This is a genomic window from Enterobacter sp. SLBN-59 (assembly GCF_024807915.1).
Lineage (GTDB): Bacteria > Pseudomonadota > Gammaproteobacteria > Enterobacterales > Enterobacteriaceae > Enterobacter > Enterobacter asburiae_B.
This window is the reverse complement of the sequence record NZ_JANUFI010000001.1, coordinates 379,716-402,566: the sequence shown is the minus strand read 5'-3', so window position 1 is coordinate 402,566 and position 22,851 is coordinate 379,716. Positions and strand designations below refer to the sequence as shown.

Sequence of the window (22,851 nt, the reverse complement as noted above, 5' to 3'; positions counted from 1 at the left end):
TTACACATTCCGGTTGTCGTTTAGCGTCAGACTCTGCTTAAGCGCGCTCCAGCGCACCTCGTCCTCTTCGGTGAATGCCCTGAGTGCCGAGAGGGTAAAAATCATCAATACCGGTTTACCCGGCGTCTGCACGGCCAGCTGTTTTTGCCACAGGCGCTGCCCGTTACGGTCAAAGGTGGTCTCAACTTCCAGTCCGTTAATTTTTCCGTCAGGCCCGGCTTTTACGTTCCGGAATTCGCTCTGGGCAATTTCGCCCATCTGAGGACGCAGCACATCCCACTGGCGGTGGAACTCTTGTTCATAGTCGCCCCCATCGGGGATAACGCCGCGGCTGACCACCACGGACAGCCCGCTTTCGTCATCGCGAATAATATTCATGCTGTTATCCTGCCAGGCAGCAGGAAAAAGGGAAAACGAACCTTCCTGGAGGGTGTATTTCATAAGTGAACTCGGGATGATTAATATTGTGAGAAACAAAAAGGGCAATCCATGCTGGCCCTCTGGCTGGCTGTTTTATTATTTACGCCATTGACCTGACTGTTCGACTAAAACATGGCTGCCTTTGCTGACAACCAATTTCGCGGGTGCATACGTCACGGTGTAAACGGTCTCGCCATTCTTGTACGTTGAGCCGATTATTTTACCTGCGAAGTCGTGCAACGTTTTTCCCCTTAAGGAGATCGTACTGTTATCGCTTTTACGCACGCCGAGATAAGCCATCTGGTCACATTCGCTATCAAAATGACCGCACGTATTTATCAGCGAAATAGAGAACGTTTCGGTGTCGAGATTTCTGGTTTCAGCGCTATGAACCGAAGCGGCTTTACGTAACGTATAACGCAGCGGAGCATAATAATTTCCTTTATGAGGAGGAGTAACTAAGCGCCATTCCATTTCACTCCCCTTTATTTCCAGAACAGCCCGTCCGCCTACGTCGCCAAACAATGAGTTGAACTCAACGTTGGCACGATTGCCTGCGATCGTACCGCTAAGATTACGCTCATCATCTTCCGGGCAATCTATGCGATTTCCTCTCTGGGTGATATAGCAATAAGTCCCGGTGATATGGTTGCCTGATTCAGCTAACCGCAGGGTTAACGTTGAGTCGTTCTCGTATTCGCCAGCCCATTCTCCGTCAAACGCGAGGCCTGATTGGCTGTTCGTTGCAAAATGCATCGCATTGAATCTGGCGGCCCATTGCTGAATATCGGCATGAATAACCGGGCTATTATCAGAAGACTGGTAATGAATAACGTCCGACTCCGGAACCACCCAGGCCGCAAAGATTTTGCCGTCAGGATTGATGACCAGCGCTGACGCATTCTCCTGGTAGAGATCCTTTAGCCAGCCTTCGACAAACAATCCTCCACCTGTGGTGGTATGCGGTTCACCGAAGACATCAAAGTTATCAATAAAGGTCTGGTAATGATTTCCCAGCGTCTTCCTGAGATTGTCTTTCACTTCGCTATCGTTAACGATGCGACTTACCGTATCAAGCTTATTGTATTGCGATAATTCAAGCGCTGTTGACGTTTCAACGACGCCTGTCAATAAAGCGGTGAACAATACGACTGCAAGATATTTTTTGGTCATAAGTCACTCTGAAGAACCATTATCGTAATTCATTGTTATTTTTACAACCTTACTGTCCTTAACCTCAAAAGAGAGTAATTTCTTACCCAATTCATACGAAACCCACTGCTCCCCGGAGTCATTTTCGACATGGCCACCACCATAAGCTTTATCAAGTTCATTTATTGTTGAACCAATATGGATCCCGCGAACTGTTTTGCCATCCGGAGTAGTTAGCGTTATCTGCGCCACAATATAATCGTCAACGCTTCGCTCGGTTTTATCCCACCAGAGATTGGAACTGAATATTTTTAAACCAGTCTTCTGATGCTGGTAGAATTTATAGTTCGTTCCGTCAAAAGGAACCTCACCGACAAAACTACCTTCCACAGAAACTGCAATTTTACGCGCAACCTCAGAAGTCCATCTATCGCCCAGTGCCACAATCTGGTCTTTTATCTGCAGAGAAAAATCCTCTTTAGCCAGAATGGGCGGCATAGTCTGAGCCACTACTTCATAACTGCTCAGAAAGGTAGACATGAGAGTAAAAAAAAGAGAGACAGAAAGGCGTTTTTTCACGTTAATCGTCATTTGCTGGATAAATATTATGCTACTCACCACTTTAAAAAGCGGTGAGTAATGAAATAAGCATTTTTAGTCAGCGCTAATTGCGACCCCACCCAAGCAGTCAGGTTTTTTTACCGTGAAACTGAAGCTTACCTTTTGTCCATTCATATCCTTTGGCGCTGTATAACTGGTCACTTCGTTCTCCGAACGGCCTCGTGGATAATCAGTTAACGTCAGTTGCGGATAATGTTTTTTAACAGTGTCGAGAGTGATGCACTGGCCGGACGGTGAAAAATTCAGTAACGGTGCCATACCGTCACTTTCTTTACTTAAACGTAAATCAATTGCAGTAATGTTCGTTCCATCCGCCAGTTTGATATCGTCGGCATTGTAGAAATTGATATATTCATTCTGTTTCGTTAGCCTGAATGACAACGGAGCGTTATCCAGACTGTTAACGGACAACGTTTTGAGTGATGCGCTCATTTTTGCAATGAACTGCCAAAGATCCTGTTTCTGCATGTTACCTCCTGCCATTCCCGTCGTTAATAAAGCCGCAAGCACCGCACCCGTTTTTAGACTATGGATAATTTTTATCATACCAACCGCCATAATAATCTTCGTAATATTGCCCCGTGGTGGACGTTTGTTCGCCTTTGCCAAAGATACGGCCTATCTGCGTACGCGCTTCACTTTCCTTTATAGCCCCACGTTCGAGAGAATCATAGATACGATTATATTGTGTCTGATTTACCGGATTGCCCGCAATACCGATATCCCCGCCCTTGTTGGCTATGATTTCGCGTTGGACCCGGATATTGTTCAACGTTGCAGCGCCTTCATCACTGAGTGTGCTGTTCAGATAGGCGTCGCGCGAAGAAAAATCAATGTTGGGTTCATATAAAGCGTGACCACTTTCATGTGACAGAGACTGAACGACTGCATTCGGGTTACCGAGCTCATTTTTATCAACGGTAATAACGCGCTTTTGACGATTGGCAAACGTCCCCTTGCCTGCTTCACCTTCTTCAAATGTCCAGCCTCGTTTCTTTAACGTAGCTATGTCATTTTTCATAGTAGGTGATTTATCGACAAGACTATCAACATCCTTTCCATATCCGCTTGAAGGAACATTGGATGCTTGAGGCGTAGCGTTTTTAGAAGTTTCGGCAGGTGCGCTGGCAGCCACACCAGCCTTACTCTCCTTTCCCGGCGCAAATTTCTCCTGCACCGCCGCATCAATATCCCCTTTATGCCCAGAACCCGGTGCTGTAGTGCCCGGCTTGGTTCCCGACGTATTCAGGTGCAGCTTACCGCCCGTGGTGATATACCCATCCCCTTCCACGAAGAAGTTAAACTCTTTGCCGATCAGGTTAATCTTGCCGTTAGCATTCAGTTCAATCGCGCTTTCACCGGAGACCAGCCGCAGCTTCGTCCCGGAAGCAATCACATACTGCTCCACCGCCGCATCCAGCTTGCCTTTCCCCGTCAGGATCTCGGTTCCGCCCTTCACGGCCTGGGTTTGGTTCGCTTCCACGCGGTGCAGTTCATTTTTCTTCACGTAATGGCTGCGCGCCCCGCCGACGCTGTGCGTTTCATCGTTCTTAACGCTGGTGTCCATGTTGCGCTCGGCCTGGATCCACACCTGCTCTGCGCCCGCCTTGTCCTCAAAGCGCAGGGCGTTGGCGTTGTCGACGGAACCGTCTTTCGTGCGGCTCATAAAGCCCATCTGCGTCGCCGCGGCCGGCAGCGCCCACGGCGGCATGCTCGCGTCGTTGTACACGCGACCGGTGATAATCGGACGGTCCGGGTCGCCGTTGATAAAGTCCACCACCACCTCGTCGCCGACGCGCGGAATTTGCACCCCGCCGTAGCCCTGGCCCGCCCACGCGCTCGACACGCGCACCCAGCAGGAGCTGGTGTCATCGCCCTTCGCCAGGCGGTCCCAGTGGAACTTCACCTTCACGCGACCGTATTTGTCCGTCCAGATACTCTCGCCCTTCGGCCCCACGACTTTCGCGGTCTGCGGGCCGTAGGTGCGCGGCCACGCCGTGGTCTGCGCCGGACGGTAGACCACCGCCGACGGGATGACCGTAAAATCGGTGCGGTGAATGGTTTCACCCTCGCCGCTGGCGTAGCGGTTCTCTTCGAAGTGGTAACCCGCCGCCGTCACCAGATACTCGCCGTTGTCGCTGAAGAACGGCGCGTTGGTTAAGGTGAAGGTGTGCCCGGGCGCAATCCCCGCCGCCGTGGCGGTGGCCTGAATCTGCTGATGTTCAACCTGCCAGCGTTCCTGACGGATGCGGGCATAGAACTCCCCGTGGCCTTTGTCCACAAAGCGACCCGGCCAGTCGTACACGTCGATGCTGCCCGGCTTCGGCGACGCCGGGTTCTGCTGGGCCTGGAACAGCCACGCGTTCGGCTTGCGGAAGTCATAGTCGTCGAGGCTGTAAATCCCCGGCGTCACGCTGTCCTCCAGCGCCCACTGGCTGATGCCCTCTTCGTCCGTACTGCCGCCGGACGGCGTCTGGTGGTAAGGAATGACCTCATAGCCGCTGAACGGCTGATGCTGCGTGGCGGCGTCGGTGAGCACCAGGGTGTGTTTGTCCGCCTCGTGGCTGAAGTGATAGGCAATCCCCTCCAGCTCCATCAGGCGGCTGATGAAGTCCAGGCTCGACTCCTGATACTGCACGCAGTAATCCCACACCCGGTAGCTGCCGGTGAGCTTATCCTCAACGTTGACCTGATGCTCGCCAAGCAGGGTTTTCACAATCTGCGGCACCGTCTGCCCCTGGAAGATACGCAGGTTACGGTCGCGCTTCATCGGCCACAGGTCCGGCTCAACCGTCAGCTGGTACACCGCATAGCGGGTGCCCGTCAGCTCGACGGCGCTGACCGCCACGCGGGTAATCTTGCCGTTAACATAGCGGGACGTCAGCAGGTTCTGCGTCGGGATGGTCACCGTGACCGCCTGGCCCAGCAGCTTGCTGCGATCGATGCGCGCGTCCGTGCCGAGCACGGTCAGCGTCAGCGCGAACGACTCGGACATCGCCTCGCGGCCCGTCAGTTTCCAGAACAGAAGCCCCTCCACCGGGAGCTGAACGGTAATTCGGTTGAGCATAATCTTTATTCCATCTAGCTTATGCGATTCAGAAAAGAGGTTCGCATCTGTGACTGAGCGTAATTCTAAGGGTTCACCAGCCAGGTGCCCGGCTTGGTGATATCCAGCGTCTGGCCACGCGTTCTTCCGTTGCCCTGCAGTTCAATCTTCACCTCACCGGCCGGCAGCTTGAGCGAGGCATAGCCGTTGGTCGCCGGACGCAGCGCTTTTGGCTCGCCGTTCACTTTCAGCGTTTCGCCGTCGAGGATGCGGATATAGACCAGCGCAACCGGGCTCTCCACAGGCGGCGGAGTCTGCTGGGCCGTCGCCTGCTCGTTAACCTTCGCCGTTTCCGGCTTCATGTCCGGCGCGTTTGCGGCGGTTTCAGTCGAACGCGTCTCTGCCGGTGCCTGTGCAGCCTGCTCGGGAGCATCGTTACCGCCGCTGAACAGCATCGCCCCGGCGACAATACCCACCAGCACGCCTGCGGCAACCATGCCAGGGATCTTGTAGCGGCGCCAGTCGAGCAGCGAAGCCGGTTTTTCGTCTTCGACCGGAACCAGCATCGTGCCGGGCTTTTTCGCCGTCAGCACGTCGTTGATCCCGGCGACCGGCATCTCTATCAGCGCGGCGAACTCGTCGATGGACTGCGGACGGTCCTCCATGTGCAGCGCCAGCGCGCGGTCGATGGCCTGCAGCAGCGGAATGGAATAGCCCTGCGGCATGATTTCCACCAGCGGTTTGCAGGTATCCTGAATCGAGCGCACCACGCTGACCGGCGGCGGAGAACCCACAATCAGGGTACGCAGCACCGCGCCGAGGGCGTAAATATCCGTCCACGGGCCCTGCTCGCTTTCGTTATCGTCGGTGTACTGCTCGATCGGCGCAAAGCCCGGGCGCAGCATGGTTTCCGTTTCATCGGAAAGGTTACCGATGGTGCGGCGCGCGGAGCCGAAATCAAGCAGCACCGGCAGGCCGTTATCCTGGATCTGAATGTTATCCAGCGAGATGTCGCGGTGCAGATAGCCTTCGTTGTGGATGGTCTTGATCGCACCGAACAGCATCGGCAGCGTGCGGCGGATCCAGGCCTCGTTGATCAGCTCCGGCTTTTCCTCGCGCAGGCGCGAAAGCGTGGTCCCGCTGTAAAACAGCGTCCCCATGTAGGCCGTGTCGTTTTGCACCCAGAAACGCAGGACGTGCAGCAGGTTCGGGTGGTTAAAGCGCGCCAGCAGACGCGCCTCCTGAATAAAGCTGTTCAGGCCTGCGGAAAACGCTTTGCCAAAACGCTCGCTGCGCAGCACAAGGGTCATGTCGTCGCCGCGCACGGCGAGCGAGGAAGGCATAAATTCTTTGATAGCGATAGTGCGTTCGAGCTGGTGATCCCACGCGCGATAGACGATGCCAAAACCGCCGCCGCCGATCACCTCTTTGATTTCAAACTCGTTGAAGCGGTACCCGACTGGGAGCGCGTTTGGGACAGTCCGATTGTTATCATTATCCGTCATCTTTTACAGTTCTCTTGATGATTATTACGCGGCAAACTGACAGTGAAACTCGCCCTGCTCGCAGGTGACGTGCAGACGTCGGTACTGCTCGTCGCTGCGGCTGGCGGTAAGTAAGATCTGGCTCATCTGAGGCAGCAAGGTGTTGGTCAGAATAGCATCCACCATGCGACCGCCGGACTCCACCTCGGTACAGCGCTGAACAATCTGTTCCACTACGCTGTCGTCAAATTCAGAAATAATGCTGTGATTCTCTTCCAGACGACGCTGAATGCGCTTGAGCTGCAGGCGAACAATCTGCCCCAGCATCTCGTCGCTGAGCGGGTAGTACGGCACCACCAGCAGGCGGCCCAGCAGCGCCGGTGGGAAGACCTCCAGCAGCGGCTGGCGCAGGGCGCCGCTTAACGCATCAGGCTCCGGCATCAGCTCCGGATCGGCGCACATGGCGCTAATCAGGTCGGTGCCGACGTTGGAGGTCAGAATAATGATGGTGTTGCGGAAATCGATGTGGCGCCCCTCGCCGTCTTCCATCCAGCCTTTATCAAAGACCTGGAAGAAGATCTCGTGGACGTCCGGGTGCGCTTTTTCAATTTCGTCCAGCAGCACCACGCTGTACGGGCGGCGGCGCACGGCCTCGGTCAACACGCCGCCTTCACCATACCCTACGTACCCCGGAGGCGCACCTTTTAAGGTGGAAACGGTGTGCGCTTCCTGGAACTCACTCATGTTGATGGTGATAACGTTCTGCTCGCCGCCGTACAGGGATTCCGCGAGCGCCAGCGCGGTTTCGGTTTTACCGACGCCGGACGGGCCGCACAGCATAAAGACGCCCACCGGTTTGTTGGGATCGTCCAGCTTCGCCCGCGAGGTTTTCACGCGGCGGGCAATAAGATCCAGACCGTGACGCTGGCCGATAACGCGCTGGTTGAGCGTGTCGGCGAGGTTCAGCACCGCGTCGATCTCGTTTTTCACCATCCGGCCCAGCGGGATCCCGGTCCAGTCAGAGACCACCGCGGCAACCACGTTTTCATCCACCGCCGCAAACAGCAGCGGCTCATCGCCCTGCAGGGCGTTCAGCGCCAGCTGCTGTTCCGCCAGCTGGCCGCGCAGCTCGGCGCTATCTTCCTCGCCCGCCGCGAACAGCGCGGCGCGCAGGCGGATAATCTCCTGCACCAGGCTGCGCTCTTCTTCCCAGCGCTGGGCCAGGGCTTCGCGTTTTGTCTCATACGCGTCGCGTTCGGCGAGTAAAGCGGTTACGCGCTCGGCGTCACCGGCTCCCACGCGCGCTTCGCGCTCAGCGATCTCAATTTCCACGTCCAGCGCGGCAAGGTGGCGCAGGCAGTCTTCCAGCTGCGCAGGGGGCGCGCTCTGGCTGACCGCGACGCGGGCGCAGGCGGTGTCGAGCAGCGCAACGGCTTTATCCGGCAGCTGACGCGCCGGGATGTAACGATGCGACAGCTTCACCGCCGCGCTGACCGCTTCGTCGAGCAGCAGCACCTTGTGGTGCGTCTCCAGCGGCGACACGGTGCTGCGCAGCATCAGAATGGCTTTCGCTTCGTCCGGCTCGTGGACCTGCACCGTCTGGAAACGACGGGTCAGCGCCGGGTCTTTCTCGATGTATTTTTTGTATTCCGCCCAGGTAGTAGCGCCGATGGTGCGCAGCTGTCCGCGCGCCAGGGCAGGCTTCAGCAGGTTCGCCGCATCGCCGGTTCCCTGCTGGCCGCCTGCGCCAATCAGGGTGTGGATCTCATCGATAAACAGAATGATCGGCGTGGCGCTGGACTGGACTTCATTAATGAGCGCCTGCAGCCGGGCCTCGAACTCGCCTTTCATGCCTGCCCCAGCCTGCAGCATGCCGATATCCAGCAGCCACAGCTGAATATTTTGCAGCGGCTCCGGAACGTCGCCGTCGGCGATACGCAGCGCCAGCCCTTCCACCACCGCCGTTTTCCCGACCCCGGCTTCTCCGGTCAGCAGCGGGTTGTTCTGGCGGCGACGCATCAGGATATCCACCATCTGGCGGATCTCCTCGTCGCGCCCGACAACCGGGTCAATCTTCCCTTCGCGGGCGCGGGCGGTCAGGTCCTGGCCGTACTGGGCCAGCGTCCCCTGCGCCGCCGGTACCGTACCCGCCGGTGCGTCTGCGGCGGCAGCGGCCTGCTGCGTCTCTTTGCTGTTGGCGCAAATCGCGTCGAACTGCTCAATCAGCACCTCGACGTTCAGGCGGGTGAACTGCGACGAGATGCTTTTCAGCACGTTGGCCAGATTCCAGGTTTTCAGCATGCCGATCAGCAAATGACCGCCGCGAATACGGCTGACGCCAAACTTCAGCGAGCCGAACACCCAGGCGCGCTCCACGGCGCTGTCGATATGCTCGGAGAGATCGGAAACGGAACTGGCGCCACGCGGAAGGACATCCAGCGCGGCCACGATATCGCGGGTCAGCTGCTGTTCATCGAGGGCAAAGTGGCGGATGACCTGCTGCAGATCGCCATCCTGCTGCTGCATCAGCTGATGCAGCCAGTGCACCAGCTCAACGTACGGGTTGCCGCGCAGCTTGCAGAACGCAGTGGCGCTTTCCAGAGAGGTAAATAACAGCGTATCCAGTTTGCCGAAAAGCACGGCACGGCTAATTTCTGACATGTTAGTTTCCATTAACAATGATTCGGTATACGGAAGGATTACCGCTCTGCGCGATACACCAGATCGCCACGCGGGACAGGCTGCGGCTGAAGGCCCAGCCAGGTGTTATAGCCTAATCGCCCATTGCTGCCGAGCGTGGTGCCCTGCACCGCGTCTTCACGCAGGATCACCCGCGTTTCCCATTCAAACTCCACCCCGGCGTACTGACGCACCCAGTCGCGCAGCTCGGTGACCCACGCTTCACCCGGCAGAAAACGGTTGTACTCCTCCGCGCTCAGCGGGCCAATTTCGATGCGAAACTTGTGCTGCACGTCGCGGACGGCAACGCCGAGAAAGGCGGATTCCCCCATGCGCGGCATGCGGCGTCCTGCTCCCAGCTGCGCCTGCTCGCGCGTGGAGAGCGGCATCCACTGCGGCACGTTGCTCACCAGCTTAACCGGCGCGTTAAAATAGCTGCGCAGGATCTTCTCCAGCCCCTCCGGATCCCGCCCGTGACGGGTCAGGTGCCCGGCGTGGGTAAAGCGGGCATGCGAGCTCAGGCTGCCTTTGTTCATCTGCCCCGGCTGGCCCATGCCAATCAGCGACGCCAGGTAGCCCTCAAAGCGCTTGTTATCAGCGCGATCGAGGGAGACGGTGGGCTGCGCATCCGCCCAGGCGCGGTAAAACAGCAGCGCCAGGCGATGATGGAACAGGTCGGCAAACGCGCTGAGGCTGGTGTCCTGATGATGATAAATTCGCTCGCGGGCGTATTCGGTCATATGGACCGGCAGCGGGCCGTTCGGGCCAAACAGGCCGAAACTGAGGATAGACACCTCGTGCAGCCCGCTTTCCTCCCGCTGGCGGACCTGAGCCAGCGTCGACGGCGCAAAACTCATCGACGGCTGCTGGCCGATGCGCAGCGGCTCAAATTTCGGCAGCGGCGCGCGTCCCAGCGGGTAGCGTTCGCCGCCCTGGGCATCAATGCGCCTTAACAGCTGAAACAGGTCGTAGCGCCAGGGCGTCTCGCGAACCCCTTGCCAGAACGCGTCCGGCAGCCGGGTCAGGCGATGCACGCGCAGCGGTGCAGTGGCAGCGTCACTCATATCAGCGCCCTTTTACCCATGCGCGGCGCCCAGTAGCCAATATCGCCGCGCTGCTGACTTTTCAGGGTGAACTCCGTAAAGCTGTTGATGGACACCAGGCGGGCAAAGAGACGTTCCATCACGCTGCCAAAAAGCCACGGACTGGCGCCGGAAAAGGCACGCTCATCGACCGTCAGGGTGATGCCGATCCCGCGGGCGAAAACGACCGGGCCGGGTTCAGGCACGCGGCGGTGAACCGGCTCCAGCACGCAGTGGCGTACCCCTTCCACCTGACGCGCAACGGGCGTTTCTGCCAGGTTGGCGTACAGCCCTAACAGCTGGCGCAGCGCGGCCGCGCCGTCTTCGTTTTCGCTGTCCATCAGGCTGAGGTAGTTCATCTGCAGCTGGCTGATGAGCCGCCAGGTGCTGAACCCTTCCGCCAGCGCCGGGCGCGGCGGCGTTGGGCCTTTGCGCAGGGTGAGGGATTTCACCGGCATGGAGTCGGCCATAATGAACTGCCCGAGCTCCTGCTGCAGCATCAGCGGCAGATCGCGGCTGGTGCAGAGCACCTCGGCAGAGATATAGCGCAGGTTGTCCTGCCACGGCGCGTGCTGTTCATCCACCAGCGAAACAAACACCTCCGAGCCGATATAGCCGGTGCGCGCACCGTAGCGCAGGGCGTGCTCGGACAGCACGCGCTGTTCGCGGCGCAGGGAAAAATAGGCCCCGTAGTTGCCCGCATCGCCGCTCCAGGTGCTCCAGAATGGACGAAACGTCTGGTCATCGCGCTGGCCGTCCGCGCTGCCATAGATTTTTTTGACCGCGTAAATTTCATAATCCAGCGGACGAATGTTATCCACCACCAGATGGTATTCATGCTGGCCTTCATTCAGCTTCTGACGCGCCGCGACCTTTGGGAACAGGTTGATGACCGGGGTACAGTGCAGCGCCAGATGGCTGGCATCAACCACGCGCTCCAGCTGTTCATCCGACTTATCCAGCAGAATGAAGATGTCGAAGGCTTTTTCGCCTTCACAGCGCTCGATAAGCTTGCCCAGACCGCTCAGGCTAATGAAGCGGAAACGGGCCGGAAACGCGAAATACTCCTGCAGCAGGCGATAGCCGTCAAAGTTGCGCAGATCGTCCGGAAGCAGGGCCTGGTCAGGCTCAAAGCCCTCCTGGCGCAGCGCGTCCGAGGCCAGCAGCTGTCGCTGCGGCTGCGGGCTGACCGTCTGGCAGACGATCCCGGCGTGATGCTCCATCACCAGCTCCAGCAGCTTCAGCGCTTCAATATCCGGACCGCCGAGGAAAAATTCCAGACGGTCGAAATCCAGGTGCCCGAGGTTTTGCGGGCCGTCGCAGGCGATGCGGATCCGTAAGGCGCTGCCGATCCCCCGCTGGCTCAGCCCCAGCTGCGCGAGCGGCAGATCGGCGGGCACGCCGCCCAGCTCGACCTTGTCGATTTTCAGCGGCAGCAGGTTGACCTCGTGCGCCGTGGTATAGCTGCAGGTCACGCCGGTTTTTTTCAGCGCCAGGCTGTCCATCATGGTACCGCGCGGCACAATGAAGCCCTTGCTCAGGTCGCCCCGGCTGCTGTCGGGCTCAATCTCCGCAATCGCCATCGACGGCGTGGGCGCGAGATAGTTAGGGGCAATCATCTCCAGCAGACGCTGGGAGAAGCGCGGAAACTCCGCGTCCATTTTCATCTGCACGCGGGATGTCAGGAAGGCGAAGCCCTCCATCAGACGTTCGGTATACGGGTCCGCCACTTCGATGCCGCGCATGCCCAGCCGTCCGGCGACCTTAGGATAGCGTTCGGCAAACTCGGCCCCCATTTCGCGCAGGTAGGCCAGCTCGCGGTTGTAATATTCGAGCAGTTTACTTTCCATGATTACCCCGCATCTTTCAGTTCAAAATGGCCGTTTTCCAGATCGACATCGGTACGAAACAGAAACTCCAGCGGGTATGGAACACACCACAGACGCCCTTTGATCTCGATGGAGAGCACGTTGTGCAGATCCAGCGAGGAGGTATCCGACACGCAGCGGACCTGCAGCCCCTGCGGCAAAATGCGCGGCTCAAAATTGATGATGGCCTCGGTGAGCTTGCGCTGAATATCTTGCCATTCGATATCCGACATTCTTTTCCCGGCCAGCGGCGCGACGCCGAAATTGACCACCGATCGCTTCACGTGCGGCAAGGCGCTCAAATCGCCGGAGGCATCGTGGTTGATGGTGTTAAACAGCCACTGCAGATCGCGCAGGACGTTGCGGCGCAGGGCGGCGTGGGTGATCAGATTGCTGTTGGCCGACTCGCGTTTTTTTTCCGGCTCATTATCGGTGAGACGATCCAGCAGCGAAGGCTGCATTTTGTCGCGCGCCCCCACCTTCTCCTGCTTGCTGCGGGCTTGCCAGCCGCTGCGCAGCAGATCGCCTTCGCCAGCGGGATTACTCATCGGCTCCATCCGTCGCAAACGTCACGAGGCTTAAGGAGAGCAGCGGGTATTCGCTTTGCTCGCTCAGCCAGGCCTTCTGGCCCCTGCCTTCGTAAAGGGTGCCGTCTTCGTCGAGCGGCTGCCAATCGGTGGTGCGGCCCAGCCTGACCGCATCAGTGGCATCGGCAGCAAACGGGTAACGCGCCGGGATCTGACACACCTGCTCCGTACCGTCGGTCAGGCGCACCAGCGCGTGACGCCAGACCAGATCGGTCACGCTGGCGGGCGCCTGGAAACGGATCTCCGCGATGGCGCTGAAGGGCAGCCAGAAATAACGGCCGTTCACGATAGTTTCGCAGACCGGGCCGAGACGGGCATCGCCGTCCATCAGCCAGTCAAACGCCTGCGTCTCCTCGTTTTCGAGGATAATCTGGCCGGAGGTGGCCTCAGCCCGATCGAGGGCGTCCAGACGCAGCGCCCGGGCGCGCTCGCCCTCCTCGCTAAGCGCCGCGGCCAGGGTCGTCAGCCACGGCCACTGGGTTTCTGGCATGGCCGGACGCGCCTGTCCCGCCATCACCTGCGCGCGCTGCAGCTCGCCCTGAATGGATTGCTCCAGCAGCGTGACGGTGGGCTTCGCCTGAGGCTTCAGCGCCAGCCAGCTTTTCAGCTGGGTCAGCGCGCGCGTCCAGTTGCCGCTGAGGGTTAAAAACTGCACGAACGCGGCGCGGAGGTCGGCATCCGCCGGACGGGCTTTGATTTCAGCTTCAAGGCGCGCCAGCGCGTCGCTGAGCGACTCGCCCGCCAGGTGTTGATAGAGCGTATTCATAGCCATTCCTTAATTCGCCGCGCGCCATGCGCCGACGGCCGGATCGCGCAGCTGAGGACGCAGGGTGTCAATCAGGACGATATTGAGCGGAGTGCCGGGTGCAACCCAGGCGCTCCAGGTTTTTTTCACCGCCGCAATACGCGCCTGCAGTTTTGCATCGTCGCTGGCGATTTCACGGGAAATCTCCACCGCTACGGTGCCGTTGCTTTTCCAGCTGTTCAGGGCGCTATCGTAAGGCAGGATCATCCAGCTCTGGTCGCTGTCTGGTGTGCTGAACACCATGCGCTCTTTGTTGACGGAGGTGATCAGCGCGTTTTCAGGATCGGCGCTTTGATTCAGACCCGTCACCGGGAAGCCGTGGATATACGTCACCGCCATCTCTTTGTGTCCGCCGTTGCGGGACTGCGAAACCACGGTGTGTCCGCTCAGCCAGCTGCCGTTACCGCAGCGGGTGGTGTCAGAATCCGGAATAAAGAGCGCCGGAGCGGAAGCGCCCCCTTCCCAGAAGGTGCGCAGGTGGCAGCCGTCCTGCAGGGTGAATTCCTGCCACGGCGTGCGGTCAGCCGCGACGGTGCGGGAAGCCACGTTCTGGTCCGGCGGCAGCAGCGCGCCGCTGGTTGGGGTTGCGGTGACGGTCGCAGCAGGCGCGGCCTGGTCCTGTTTCACCACCAGCGCCCAGTCCTGCGCTTTGCCTGCCGTACCCTGCGCCAGCGTGGTACCCGCCGGATCGTTTAGCGTCCAGCTAAGCTTATTCACTTTGCTGCACTGGTGTTCCAGCAGGGAGCCAAGGCGCGGCACAAAGTTCTCCAGCACGGAGACGTCCTTCTTGCCGTTCGCCACAATGCGCAGCGCCACCTCAGGCTTACACCAGCTCTGCGGCGTGTTGTCTTTAATGTTGTCGATCCAGATATCCAGCTTCTGCGCAGGCGACTGCACGATGCGGAAATTCTCAGCCTGCGCGGTGGAGGTGACCGCCAGAAGTGCCAAACCCGATAGCCAAAGTTTCATATCGTTCCTTGTGTGTCTAATCAGTTCCGCAGGGAAGAAATTGTGCTGCGTCAGAGAGGGTGTGCAGCAAAGTGGTGTCCTGAGGGTTGCCCATCCATACCGCCAGGGCAGTATAGTTATCCTGAGCATTCCCCTCCTGTTCGCCATTCTTTTGAATGATTTGGTTCATTAAGGTCAGCCACTCCTGCGGCGTATTGACCATATGCAGCGACTGCTTCATTTGCTCTTCGCTAACGCCGTGCCAGAACCCGTCGGTGCAGAGTAAGAATGCATCGCCGTCTTCAACCTGCACCACGTCGCTGTAGCTCGCTTCCGGCCCGCCGTTTTCAATTCCCAGCGCCAGATAGAGCAGGTTGCTGTTCAGGTTGTCGGTCTGGTGCCCGGCGTCTTTCATCTGCTGCACCAGGCTGTGGTCGGTGGTCACATGCCACAGCCATCCCCGGCGAAACAGGTACAGGCGGCTGTCTCCGGCGTGCGCCCAGTAGGCCAGGCCGTAATCGCGGTCAATGAACAGGCTGACCAGCGTCGTGCCCATCCGGCGATAGTCCTGAACGGCCTGCTGTTCGCTGAGGATGGTGCGGTTAGCCGTCTGCACGTAGTCGCGGATATGCTGCGCATTAAGATGTTTGTCGCCATCGAAGCGGGAGATAATGCTGTTGCGGGCCAGCTCTGCAGCCACCTCACCGCCCGGCAGGCCCGCGATGCCGTCGCAGACGACAAAGCAGGCTGAACGTTCCCCTATGGTTTCTCCCGTCTGATCCTGGTTGCTGGCGCGCGTCCCCTGGCGGGAGAGAGAAGCCGTTGCGATATTCATTTGTCTTCCGATCCGCTCTGTGAGTCTTTGTACTGATTCACCTCCATGTCGTACGCATGAAGGAAGGCCTCGCCGAACAGGGTGTGGAAATCATCCTCAATCTCGCCAGCCGTTTCGCCATAGCTGCGCACAAAATAGTCCCACAGGGCGGCTTTGCGGCTGCCCGGCAGCGCCAGACGCGAGGTCATCCCGTTCTGCTTCGCCTGCTCTTCCAGCTGTTCCGGGTTAAAGGACTGCAGCATCGCGGCAATGATGGCGCGGATACCGGAGATCATGCCCAGCTGGTGCGCCTGCAGGTCGATCAGCGCGTCGCGCACGGATTTGGTCGGCGGCATAAAGCCCGGCATCGGGGTGCCGAACATCTGGATCAGCACGGTTTTGCCGGTCGGCAACAGCTTGAACGGGTTGTTGGCATCGTCCAGCACCATGGTCATATCGGCCTTCACGCCGCGCTTGAGGATGGAGCGCGAGGAGAGCAGCGCCACGGTCCCCTGAGAGAACATGCCGAGGATCTGCCCGAGCTGACGCATATTTTCACGATCAAACTGCGGGACGGGCTGCATTTCGCTCAGGCCCATGCCTTCCAGCAGCGCCTCCAGCAGCTCGCCCTGCAGCACTTCGCCCTTCTCACCGCTGTTCGCCGTGGCGGTTGGGGCGGCGGCGTTATTGACCGGGTCAATGCGCAGACGGCCCTTCGGTGCCTGAGAGCTGCTGCGCGCCACGGCCTGCGGCGTTGGCATAGTGAAGCCTGCGTAATCCGGCCGCGCGGGCTCTTCTTCAGCACGCGGTTCTTCCTGCGGCTCAGGGGCGAACAGCGGAGAATCGGCCAGCACGTCCTCTTCCTGCTCGGGTTCCGGCACTGGCGCAGGCTTTTCGGCAATAATGTCATCCGGATGGGTTAATGGCGCGCCGCCCATCAGCCCGAGCGGGTCGTCATTACGCGCGGCTGGCGCGCTGGCCTTACCGCCAAACAGGGCCAGCGGATCGAGCTCGTCCGTCGCCTCGTCTTCTGGCTTCACGGGGCTATTCTCGCCCGGCGGCACCAGCGTTGACGGGGTGACGTCGTCAAAAATACTCTCTTTTTTGAACAACGCTTCGTCGCTGAACAGCGTGTCCGGGTCGACATTCTTACGCTCGAGCTTTGGATCGCTGTCGTTAAACATCGCCAGCGGATCTTCCGCGTTACGCTCCGGGGCCGCAGGCTGGGAGAACGGATCGTGCGATGGAGCAGGCTGCGGTTTTGTACGGTTGCTGGAGATGCTGTCGGAGATGGAGAACTCCTGCATCAGGCTATCCCAGATCTCCGTTGGCACGGCGGTTGGCTCGGCCTTCCCGCGCGGTGCGGCACTCGCCGGCTTCGGTTGCGCAGCGGGCGCGGGTGCGGCTGCCGGACGCGCCTGCTGATGCATACTGGCCGCCATACGGCTTACGGGTTGCGTATCGTGGATCAGTTCGGTCACTTCGATACGGTAGTCATCAATACCGAGAATGTCGCCATCCTGCAGCTCAACCTGACGCCCTCGCTCCAGCGGAATGTCATTTAATACCACGCGGGTGACGCTGCCACGGTTGGTCACGCGGCATTCGCCCTGGGCGTCAACGTGAACAATGGCCTGCAGACGAGAGATGGTGCGGTCATTATCCGGCAACACCAGATTGTTATCCGTACCGCGCCCAATGGTGCCGCCCGGGGCGTAAAAATCACAGCTGCTTTGCGGCGGCTGATGACCGGGTTTCGTAGAAATAATCGTGAATCGCATGGCGTATTCCTGCTGGTATGATTAGCGCTCAAACGCTGCCGCTCTCGGGGCGAGAACGGCGGCGTTTGAGAAATTGAATATCAAAACTATTTAATGAAGGTGATAAAATATAATCCAACAATGAGCCATAGAGTGAATATTAACGCCTGTAACTTATAACGGCGATGTAATTTTAGCATCCAACCAATTCTTTCTTCAGGTAACGACTGTACATATTTATAAGCATCTTCCTGAACAAGCCTTTCACGCGTGAATTTCATTTCAACGCCTTTATAAAGGCGAACAAACCAGATTATTTTTTGATAATTGGCCAGCGAACCAAAAAAAGAAGCATAGTTGGTTACAAGATCCAGATCATATCCCTTGCGCCGATAGTCTGAAAGTAACCGATTATAATCAGCCTCGTGTTTTTTGAAATAACGAGAACTGAGCAGATCCATCATCACAACAACCATAAACAAAACTATAACAAGAAACAAAAACAAGTCATCCATATTTACCTTAACTAGCACCAAGCAAATAATATTACATATACCCGGAGCGTCAGCGCGAGCACTAGCCCAAAAAAAATATTTAAATCTCCAATGTATTATTAAATTTCATTAACGCCCGCCAGTATTAAAAGCAGTACAAACAAAGCCGTGGCAACTTTAACTTTTCTGTTATATGAATTAATCCAGGATAATTCGAAGCCAGATAAAACATTGTTGCAAGATTGAGGCTCAAGCCAACGTGATTCCGTCAACTTTATACTTTTGCCCTTCACAAGCCTTGATAAAATTGTAGTGCGAAAACCAAAACCCCAAAAACCAAGATTTTTCCAGGTTTGATAACCCTCTTCCTTGAGAAAATTCTTTTGAATTAGCAACTCATAGATTTTATCAACCTGACCGGAATGTTTCCGGTAATCAACATAGAACGTTAGCATAAGGATTATAAAAATGGCAAAAACACAGATAATAAAAGCAGAGTACATGTTATCAATAATCACGCTATTCTCCGCTAAATATTAAATTATCATTTGTTCTCCTACAAATCCTCACGTGAATTACCAAACAGTTGTCTTGCCTTGAAATCCAGCGTACCCGGTTGCTGTACCACACAGTAACCCGGAGCAACGTTTGACTGATTTGCCATGGAAAACTCCTTATGTCTAACGCATAAATAAAGGGTGAAATGCTATTTTAGGGCATTCAGCGGACGAATCGCATCGCTATTGGCGATTAAGCTGCACTTCAAAACCTGATAATGCCCCGGCTGAGTGCCACCCACTTTCTCTTTCAGTAGAGAAGCAATCACCTTGTCTGCTTTTTCAAAATTTTCAGCAGGCAAATTGCTAGCTTCGAGCCATGCGGCGGCACTAGCCTCGGCATCAGCTTTCAGGGCTTTGCTGTCCGCAATCTTACCGATACACCGGTTTTGCACCCAGTTTTCAAAGATTTGTTGCTGAGAAAAAGCGCTGATATCAGGCAGCGTTTGGGCATAAACAGCAGAGGCATTTAAAGCCAACGCGAGCAGCAGTAAACGTTTCATTTCATGCTCCAGAACGTTGCGTTGGTAGGTGCCCGGTAAACAGTAGTCATCAATGCCGATAATATCGGCATCCGCCCGGGCGTGAGCCGCGGCGTTTGGGGTTAACTCATTCTATTCGGTCTGCGTAAGCTTAAACTGGCCTGAAGGACCTTCTTGTAAGGTGAAACGGGCAGCATAGCGAATAGAATCGTTTTTCCCTGACACTTTCAGAGCAACATCATATTCTCCGGCTTGCCACGCAATCCCCTTCCACTGGTGACACTGTTGGGTCGTTAACGTCACCTCAGGGCTAAACGTTGACGGCGGCGATACCGCTTTCCATTCATTTCCCGCGCGTTTCATTATGGTGGGCGAATGGCTGGTGACAGGCGCGTCTAACCCGGAGTTAGCGGGAATAGCAAAGCAGGGTTCGTTGTCCTTTAGCGTAACCGAAAGCGACTTATATTGTGCAGGATGAGATACACAGGCACTCACCGTTAATGCGATTGCTACAACACTGAGTAACTGTTTCATAACCATACCCGCCGGTCTTTAGGATTTTGAATAAACAACGATAATACCTGCAGATATTTATCCTTCAGGTCGGGTCCGATAATTCCCTCAAAACCTGCAATGTTTCGGAAATCACCCAGACCGTAATTTATCAAATAATAAAAATCTGAAATGATAGAAGCCTGCTGCTCCATACCAAAGTCCGATAATTTTTTATCGGGGGGCAGAGAATAATTATAACTTGCTGCCCAACTGAATGCGCCTCGGGTTCGAACATTCATTCCAATCTGATGCTGCAATACATGCACCATTTCGTGAATAAACCAGTGTTTATATCGCGGAACCTCTATCGAGAAGTCATCCCGATAATGCGGCTCGCGAAAATAGAGCTCACCATTGGGAGTCATTGCGACATCTGTCGACTGCATATTAAACGGCAAATAGCTTTTATTATGGACTTTAACTTCTGAGTACTTTATTGCGTCACCAAAAACCGAGCGAGCCAGTGCTATTTCGCCAATGGTGAGAGGACGGGCGCCTCCTTCCTGCAAACTTGCCATGCTATCTTCCTTCCCGGTTGATAATGACCGGGGAAAACTCCCCGGCCAAATACGCAATTACGCTTCTTTGTTTTCTTTGATGTTCCAGCCAGCGCTGCTTTCAGCACCTTTACCACCAGACGTGGTCTGCTCCCAGTACTGCTGTTTCACTTTCGCAGCCTGGAATGCATAGGTCACACCAACGGTATCGCCGTTGTCTGCACCGGTGTACTGAACAGAGGTGACCAGCACATCTTCCAGCGTGATGCGGGAGTATTCCACCTGCTGGCCGCCGGCTTTACAGACGGACAGCTCAACTTTGGTCAGGTGTTTGCCGCTGGCGCAGTGTTTCAGGATAGCGGTGGTGGATTTGTCGATCAGCGCGTTAACGTGCAGGTCGTTGAAGTTAACTTTACCGGCACCGCCGCCACCGCCAACGCTCATATTACCTGGCTGGGAAGCGCCCCAGGAGAAGGAGGTAATATCAGTCCAGCCGGTGTGGTTAGAATCTTTAGATTCGCCCGTAACACCCTCGACCTTCAGAAACATATCAATAGCCATAATATCTACTCTTCGTGGATGAACAATATTGCTTTCGAAAAAGCACTTATATGGCAAACAGGAAAGCATGGGGCTGAATAAAACCGTCCATATTTTACCTCTGCCTCATATCAAATGACCCGTGTCATTTGACAGTCTTACATTCCCCCTGAATGAACGGAAAGAATGTGAAGTCTTTACTACTGCGGGTTATCCTCAATCCAGGTGCGATCAGGATTTCCGATAATTAATTGAGGTACCAGCTTGTTAAGTTCGTCACTATGATAAAGACGCAGGCAATTTAACGTAACGCCTTTTACATCGGGCTTTCGTTCGGCATGAAAGCCGTTAATGTGATCTTTGTATTTTCCAATGAGCGCATCCATTTTCTCAGTGCCATTTTCAGCATCAAAAGGAATCCACTCAATGAATGCACTCGCACTGCGGGCAGCATCAGCAGAAAAATGGCTGCCTTTATCTGCTACCTGCGCCAGGCAGCGCGCCAGAACAAAATCTTTTAAAACCTGCCGGTATGTTTGCTGCTGATAAAAATCAGGATAGTTATTTCCGGAATACACATAAAAAGTCATAAATACGAGGAAAAAACATAAACGTTTCACCTTATATCCTTTGCCATAAGACCCACAGCGCATCAGTCCGCGTAAAATACTAACTTTTCTCTTTCCATTTTTCTGCGACAACGTATATCCCTATCGCTAATGCATTAAGTCCAGTGCATAAGAATCCATGCATTGCGATTCGCGGGACTTCTGCCGGCCAGTCAAAGATAAACAGATAGTAGCCGGATACCGTCACAAACAGCATGAATGAAATTATTAGCAACGTATAAATGGCTAAATAGCTGATGAATTTTCGTATCAACGCTTTCACTGTCAAATTCATTAGCTATCTCGTATTGACCGAAAAGTAGCCGGCCCAATGGGCCGGCTACACTCATCACGCGTCTTTCGTCTTCAGCGACGGCAGTTTAGAAACCAGACGCAGGGAAACGGTCAGACCTTCCAGCTGGTAGTGTGGACGCAGGAAGAACTTCGCGGCGTAGTAGCCCGGGTTATCTTCAATCTCCTGCACCTGCACTTCCGCAGCGGCCAGCGGTTTACGGGACTTGGTCTCCTGAGAGGAGTTCGCCGGGTCACCGTCGACGTAGTTCATGACCCAGTCGTTCAGCCAGCGCTCCATCTCTTCGCGCTCGCGGAAGGAGCCGATTTTGTCGCGCACGATGCACTTCAGGTAGTGTGCAAAGCGGCAGCAGGCGAACAGGTACGGCAGACGAGAGGCCAGACGCGCGTTGGCGGTGGCATCCGGGTCGTGGTACTCGGCCGGTTTCTGCAGCGACTGCGCGCCGATGAAGGCGGCAAAGTCGGAGTTTTTGCGGTGAACCAGCGGCATAAAGCCGTTTTTCGCCAGCTCAGCTTCACGACGATCGCTGATGGCGATTTCGGTCGGGCACTTCATGTCCACGCCGCCGTCATCGCTCGGGAAGGTGTGGCACGGCAGGTTTTCCACCGCCCCGCCGGACTCCACGCCGCGAATCGAGGTGCACCAGCCGTACTCTTTGAAGGAGCGGTTGATGTTAGCGGCCATCGCATACGCGGCGTTCGCCCAGGAGTAGCTGTTGTGGTTCGCGCCGTCGGTCTGCTCTTCAAAGTCAAAGCTGTCGACCGGGTTGGTGCGAATGCCGTACGGCAGGCGCGACAGGAAGCGCGGCATCACCAGGCCCAGATAGCGGGCATCTTCGGATTCACGCAGCGAACGCCAGGCCGCGTATTCGGTGTTCTGGAAGATCTTGGTCAGGTCGCGCGGGTTAGCCAGCTCCTGCCAGGACTCCATCTGCATCACGCCCGGCGCGGTACCGGTGATAAACGGACAGTGCGCCGCAGAGCCGATGCGCGCCATTTCGCCCAGCAGCTCAACGTCCTGCGGGCTATGGTCGAAGTAGTAGTCGCCCACGATGCAGCCAAACGGCTCGCCGCCGAACTGACCGTACTCCTGCTCGTAGATTTTCTTGAAGATCGGGCTCTGGTCCCAGCCCACGCCCTTGAAGCGCTTCAGGGTGCGGCCCAGCTCCTGCTTGGAGATGCTCATAAAGCGGATCTTCAGCATCTCGTCAGTTTCAGTGTTGTTCACCAGGTAGCTCAGACCGCGCCAGGCGCTCTCCAGCTTCTGAAACTCTTCGTGGTGAATGATCTGGTTTACCTGCTGCGACAGCTGCTCGTCGATACCGGCGATCAGGTTCTGAATGGTGCGGTAGGTGTCGTTGGAGAAAGTGACGGTATTTTCCAGCGCCTGCTGCGCCAGCGTTTTGACCGCGCTTTCGACGGCTGAACGGGCCTGATCGGTTTTCGGGCGGAACTCTTTGTTCAGCAGCGCGCTGAATTCATCCTGGCTGAACGCCTGACCCGCCTGCTGCTCGTGTTGTTGAGTCTGGTTGCTCATCGA

At 56.4% G+C, this 22,851-nt stretch carries 22 protein-coding genes; all 22 read right to left on the bottom strand.

Annotated elements, in window-relative coordinates:
* Entirely contained in the window at positions 1-441 is a 441-nt protein-coding gene (locus M2422_RS01885; protein WP_064672673.1) for a DcrB-related protein, read from the bottom strand.
* 75 nt (positions 442-516) lie between these two features.
* The gene (locus tag M2422_RS01880) at positions 517-1,593 is read right to left on the bottom strand and encodes a hypothetical protein (RefSeq protein WP_064672674.1); all 1,077 of its coding nucleotides are present in this window, start codon (positions 1,591-1,593) and stop codon (positions 517-519) included.
* A 3-nt stretch (positions 1,594-1,596) separates the two neighbouring features.
* On the bottom strand, positions 1,597-2,151 hold the full coding sequence (locus tag M2422_RS01875; protein ID WP_073000758.1) for a hypothetical protein: 555 nt from the start codon (positions 2,149-2,151) through the stop codon (positions 1,597-1,599).
* 75 nt (positions 2,152-2,226) lie between these two features.
* Positions 2,227-2,751 carry a hypothetical protein gene (locus M2422_RS01870; protein WP_231113491.1) on the bottom strand — a complete coding sequence of 175 codons (525 nt, stop codon included), beginning with the start codon at positions 2,749-2,751 and terminating at the stop codon, positions 2,227-2,229.
* Positions 2,720-5,260, bottom strand: a complete 2,541-nt coding sequence (locus M2422_RS01865; protein WP_064672677.1) for a type VI secretion system Vgr family protein — start codon at positions 5,258-5,260, stop codon at positions 2,720-2,722. The genes M2422_RS01870 and M2422_RS01865 overlap by 32 nt, the downstream gene beginning before the upstream one ends.
* 65 nt (positions 5,261-5,325) lie before the next feature.
* Entirely contained in the window at positions 5,326-6,744 is a 1,419-nt protein-coding gene (locus M2422_RS01860; RefSeq protein ID WP_064672678.1) for a serine/threonine-protein kinase, read from the bottom strand.
* A 24-nt stretch (positions 6,745-6,768) separates the two neighbouring features.
* A complete protein-coding gene (gene tssH / locus M2422_RS01855) occupies positions 6,769-9,384 on the bottom strand; it encodes a type VI secretion system ATPase TssH (RefSeq protein WP_064672679.1) in 2,616 nt (871 codons plus the stop codon).
* Between the two features lie 38 nt (positions 9,385-9,422).
* Positions 9,423-10,466 (bottom strand): type VI secretion system baseplate subunit TssG, encoded by a 1,044-nt coding sequence (gene tssG, locus M2422_RS01850; protein WP_047061051.1) that lies wholly within the window; start codon positions 10,464-10,466, stop codon positions 9,423-9,425.
* A complete protein-coding gene (gene tssF / locus M2422_RS01845; RefSeq protein WP_064672680.1) occupies positions 10,463-12,334 on the bottom strand; it encodes a type VI secretion system baseplate subunit TssF in 1,872 nt (623 codons plus the stop codon). Before tssF ends, tssG begins: the two co-directional genes overlap by 4 nt.
* 2 nt (positions 12,335-12,336) lie before the next feature.
* Entirely contained in the window at positions 12,337-12,900 is a 564-nt protein-coding gene (tssE, locus tag M2422_RS01840; protein ID WP_064672681.1) for a type VI secretion system baseplate subunit TssE, read from the bottom strand.
* Positions 12,893-13,705: a type VI secretion system accessory protein TagJ gene (locus M2422_RS01835; RefSeq protein WP_064672682.1), complete on the bottom strand. Its 813-nt coding sequence runs from the start codon at positions 13,703-13,705 to the stop codon at positions 12,893-12,895. Before M2422_RS01835 ends, tssE begins: the two co-directional genes overlap by 8 nt.
* 9 nt (positions 13,706-13,714) lie before the next feature.
* Positions 13,715-14,713, bottom strand: a complete 999-nt coding sequence (locus M2422_RS01830) for a hypothetical protein (protein ID WP_064672683.1) — start codon at positions 14,711-14,713, stop codon at positions 13,715-13,717.
* Positions 14,714-14,729: 16 nt separating this feature from the next.
* Positions 14,730-15,527, bottom strand: coding sequence for a PP2C family serine/threonine-protein phosphatase (locus M2422_RS01825; protein ID WP_014884226.1), 798 nt, complete (start codon positions 15,525-15,527; stop codon positions 14,730-14,732).
* Complete coding sequence (gene tagH, locus M2422_RS01820; protein WP_064672684.1) at positions 15,524-17,287, bottom strand: type VI secretion system-associated FHA domain protein TagH; 1,764 nt, start codon at positions 17,285-17,287, stop codon at positions 15,524-15,526. The genes M2422_RS01825 and tagH overlap by 4 nt, the downstream gene beginning before the upstream one ends.
* An 86-nt stretch (positions 17,288-17,373) precedes the next feature.
* Complete coding sequence (locus M2422_RS01815) at positions 17,374-17,781, bottom strand: hypothetical protein (protein ID WP_064672685.1); 408 nt, start codon at positions 17,779-17,781, stop codon at positions 17,374-17,376.
* A 98-nt stretch (positions 17,782-17,879) separates the two neighbouring features.
* Entirely contained in the window at positions 17,880-18,278 is a 399-nt protein-coding gene (locus M2422_RS01810; protein ID WP_064672686.1) for a hypothetical protein, read from the bottom strand.
* Between the two features lie 188 nt (positions 18,279-18,466).
* Positions 18,467-18,820 (bottom strand): T6SS amidase immunity protein Tai4 family protein, encoded by a 354-nt coding sequence (locus M2422_RS01805; protein ID WP_064672687.1) that lies wholly within the window; start codon positions 18,818-18,820, stop codon positions 18,467-18,469.
* 111 nt (positions 18,821-18,931) lie between these two features.
* Complete coding sequence (locus M2422_RS01800) at positions 18,932-19,339, bottom strand: putative T6SS immunity periplasmic lipoprotein (RefSeq protein ID WP_064672688.1); 408 nt, start codon at positions 19,337-19,339, stop codon at positions 18,932-18,934.
* Positions 19,330-19,872: a hypothetical protein gene (locus M2422_RS01795; protein WP_021240381.1), complete on the bottom strand. Its 543-nt coding sequence runs from the start codon at positions 19,870-19,872 to the stop codon at positions 19,330-19,332. Before M2422_RS01795 ends, M2422_RS01800 begins: the two co-directional genes overlap by 10 nt.
* A 57-nt stretch (positions 19,873-19,929) precedes the next feature.
* Complete coding sequence (locus M2422_RS01790) at positions 19,930-20,412, bottom strand: type VI secretion system tube protein Hcp (RefSeq protein WP_008502640.1); 483 nt, start codon at positions 20,410-20,412, stop codon at positions 19,930-19,932.
* Between the two features lie 179 nt (positions 20,413-20,591).
* Positions 20,592-21,092 (bottom strand): T6SS amidase immunity protein Tai4 family protein, encoded by a 501-nt coding sequence (locus tag M2422_RS01785; RefSeq protein WP_231113493.1) that lies wholly within the window; start codon positions 21,090-21,092, stop codon positions 20,592-20,594.
* Between the two features lie 256 nt (positions 21,093-21,348).
* Positions 21,349-22,848, bottom strand: a complete 1,500-nt coding sequence (gene tssC / locus M2422_RS01780; RefSeq protein WP_014884232.1) for a type VI secretion system contractile sheath large subunit — start codon at positions 22,846-22,848, stop codon at positions 21,349-21,351.
* Positions 22,849-22,851 lie beyond the last annotated feature (3 nt).

Bases quoted from the DNA above. Each gene is read 5' to 3' on its own strand.
- M2422_RS01885 (WP_064672673.1), bottom strand. From the start codon at position 441: ATGAAATACACCCTCCAGGAAGGTTCGTTTTCCCTTTTTCCTGCTGCC.
- M2422_RS01880 (WP_064672674.1), bottom strand. From the start codon at position 1,593: ATGACCAAAAAATATCTTGCAGTCGTATTGTTCACCGCTTTATTGACA.
- M2422_RS01870 (WP_231113491.1), bottom strand. From the start codon at position 2,751: ATGGCGGTTGGTATGATAAAAATTATCCATAGTCTAAAAACGGGTGCG.
- M2422_RS01865 (WP_064672677.1), bottom strand. From the start codon at position 5,260: ATGCTCAACCGAATTACCGTTCAGCTCCCGGTGGAGGGGCTTCTGTTC.
- M2422_RS01860 (WP_064672678.1), bottom strand. From the start codon at position 6,744: ATGACGGATAATGATAACAATCGGACTGTCCCAAACGCGCTCCCAGTC.
- tssH (WP_064672679.1), bottom strand. From the start codon at position 9,384: ATGTCAGAAATTAGCCGTGCCGTGCTTTTCGGCAAACTGGATACGCTG.
- tssG (WP_047061051.1), bottom strand. From the start codon at position 10,466: ATGAGTGACGCTGCCACTGCACCGCTGCGCGTGCATCGCCTGACCCGG.
- tssF (WP_064672680.1), bottom strand. From the start codon at position 12,334: ATGGAAAGTAAACTGCTCGAATATTACAACCGCGAGCTGGCCTACCTG.
- tssE (WP_064672681.1), bottom strand. From the start codon at position 12,900: ATGAGTAATCCCGCTGGCGAAGGCGATCTGCTGCGCAGCGGCTGGCAA.
- M2422_RS01835 (WP_064672682.1), bottom strand. From the start codon at position 13,705: ATGAATACGCTCTATCAACACCTGGCGGGCGAGTCGCTCAGCGACGCG.
- M2422_RS01830 (WP_064672683.1), bottom strand. From the start codon at position 14,713: ATGAAACTTTGGCTATCGGGTTTGGCACTTCTGGCGGTCACCTCCACC.
- M2422_RS01825 (WP_014884226.1), bottom strand. From the start codon at position 15,527: ATGAATATCGCAACGGCTTCTCTCTCCCGCCAGGGGACGCGCGCCAGC.
- tagH (WP_064672684.1), bottom strand. From the start codon at position 17,287: ATGCGATTCACGATTATTTCTACGAAACCCGGTCATCAGCCGCCGCAA.
- M2422_RS01815 (WP_064672685.1), bottom strand. From the start codon at position 17,781: ATGGATGACTTGTTTTTGTTTCTTGTTATAGTTTTGTTTATGGTTGTT.
- M2422_RS01805 (WP_064672687.1), bottom strand. From the start codon at position 18,820: ATGAAACGTTTACTGCTGCTCGCGTTGGCTTTAAATGCCTCTGCTGTT.
- M2422_RS01800 (WP_064672688.1), bottom strand. From the start codon at position 19,339: ATGGTTATGAAACAGTTACTCAGTGTTGTAGCAATCGCATTAACGGTG.
- M2422_RS01795 (WP_021240381.1), bottom strand. From the start codon at position 19,872: ATGGCAAGTTTGCAGGAAGGAGGCGCCCGTCCTCTCACCATTGGCGAA.
- M2422_RS01790 (WP_008502640.1), bottom strand. From the start codon at position 20,412: ATGGCTATTGATATGTTTCTGAAGGTCGAGGGTGTTACGGGCGAATCT.
- tssC (WP_014884232.1), bottom strand. From the start codon at position 22,848: ATGAGCAACCAGACTCAACAACACGAGCAGCAGGCGGGTCAGGCGTTC.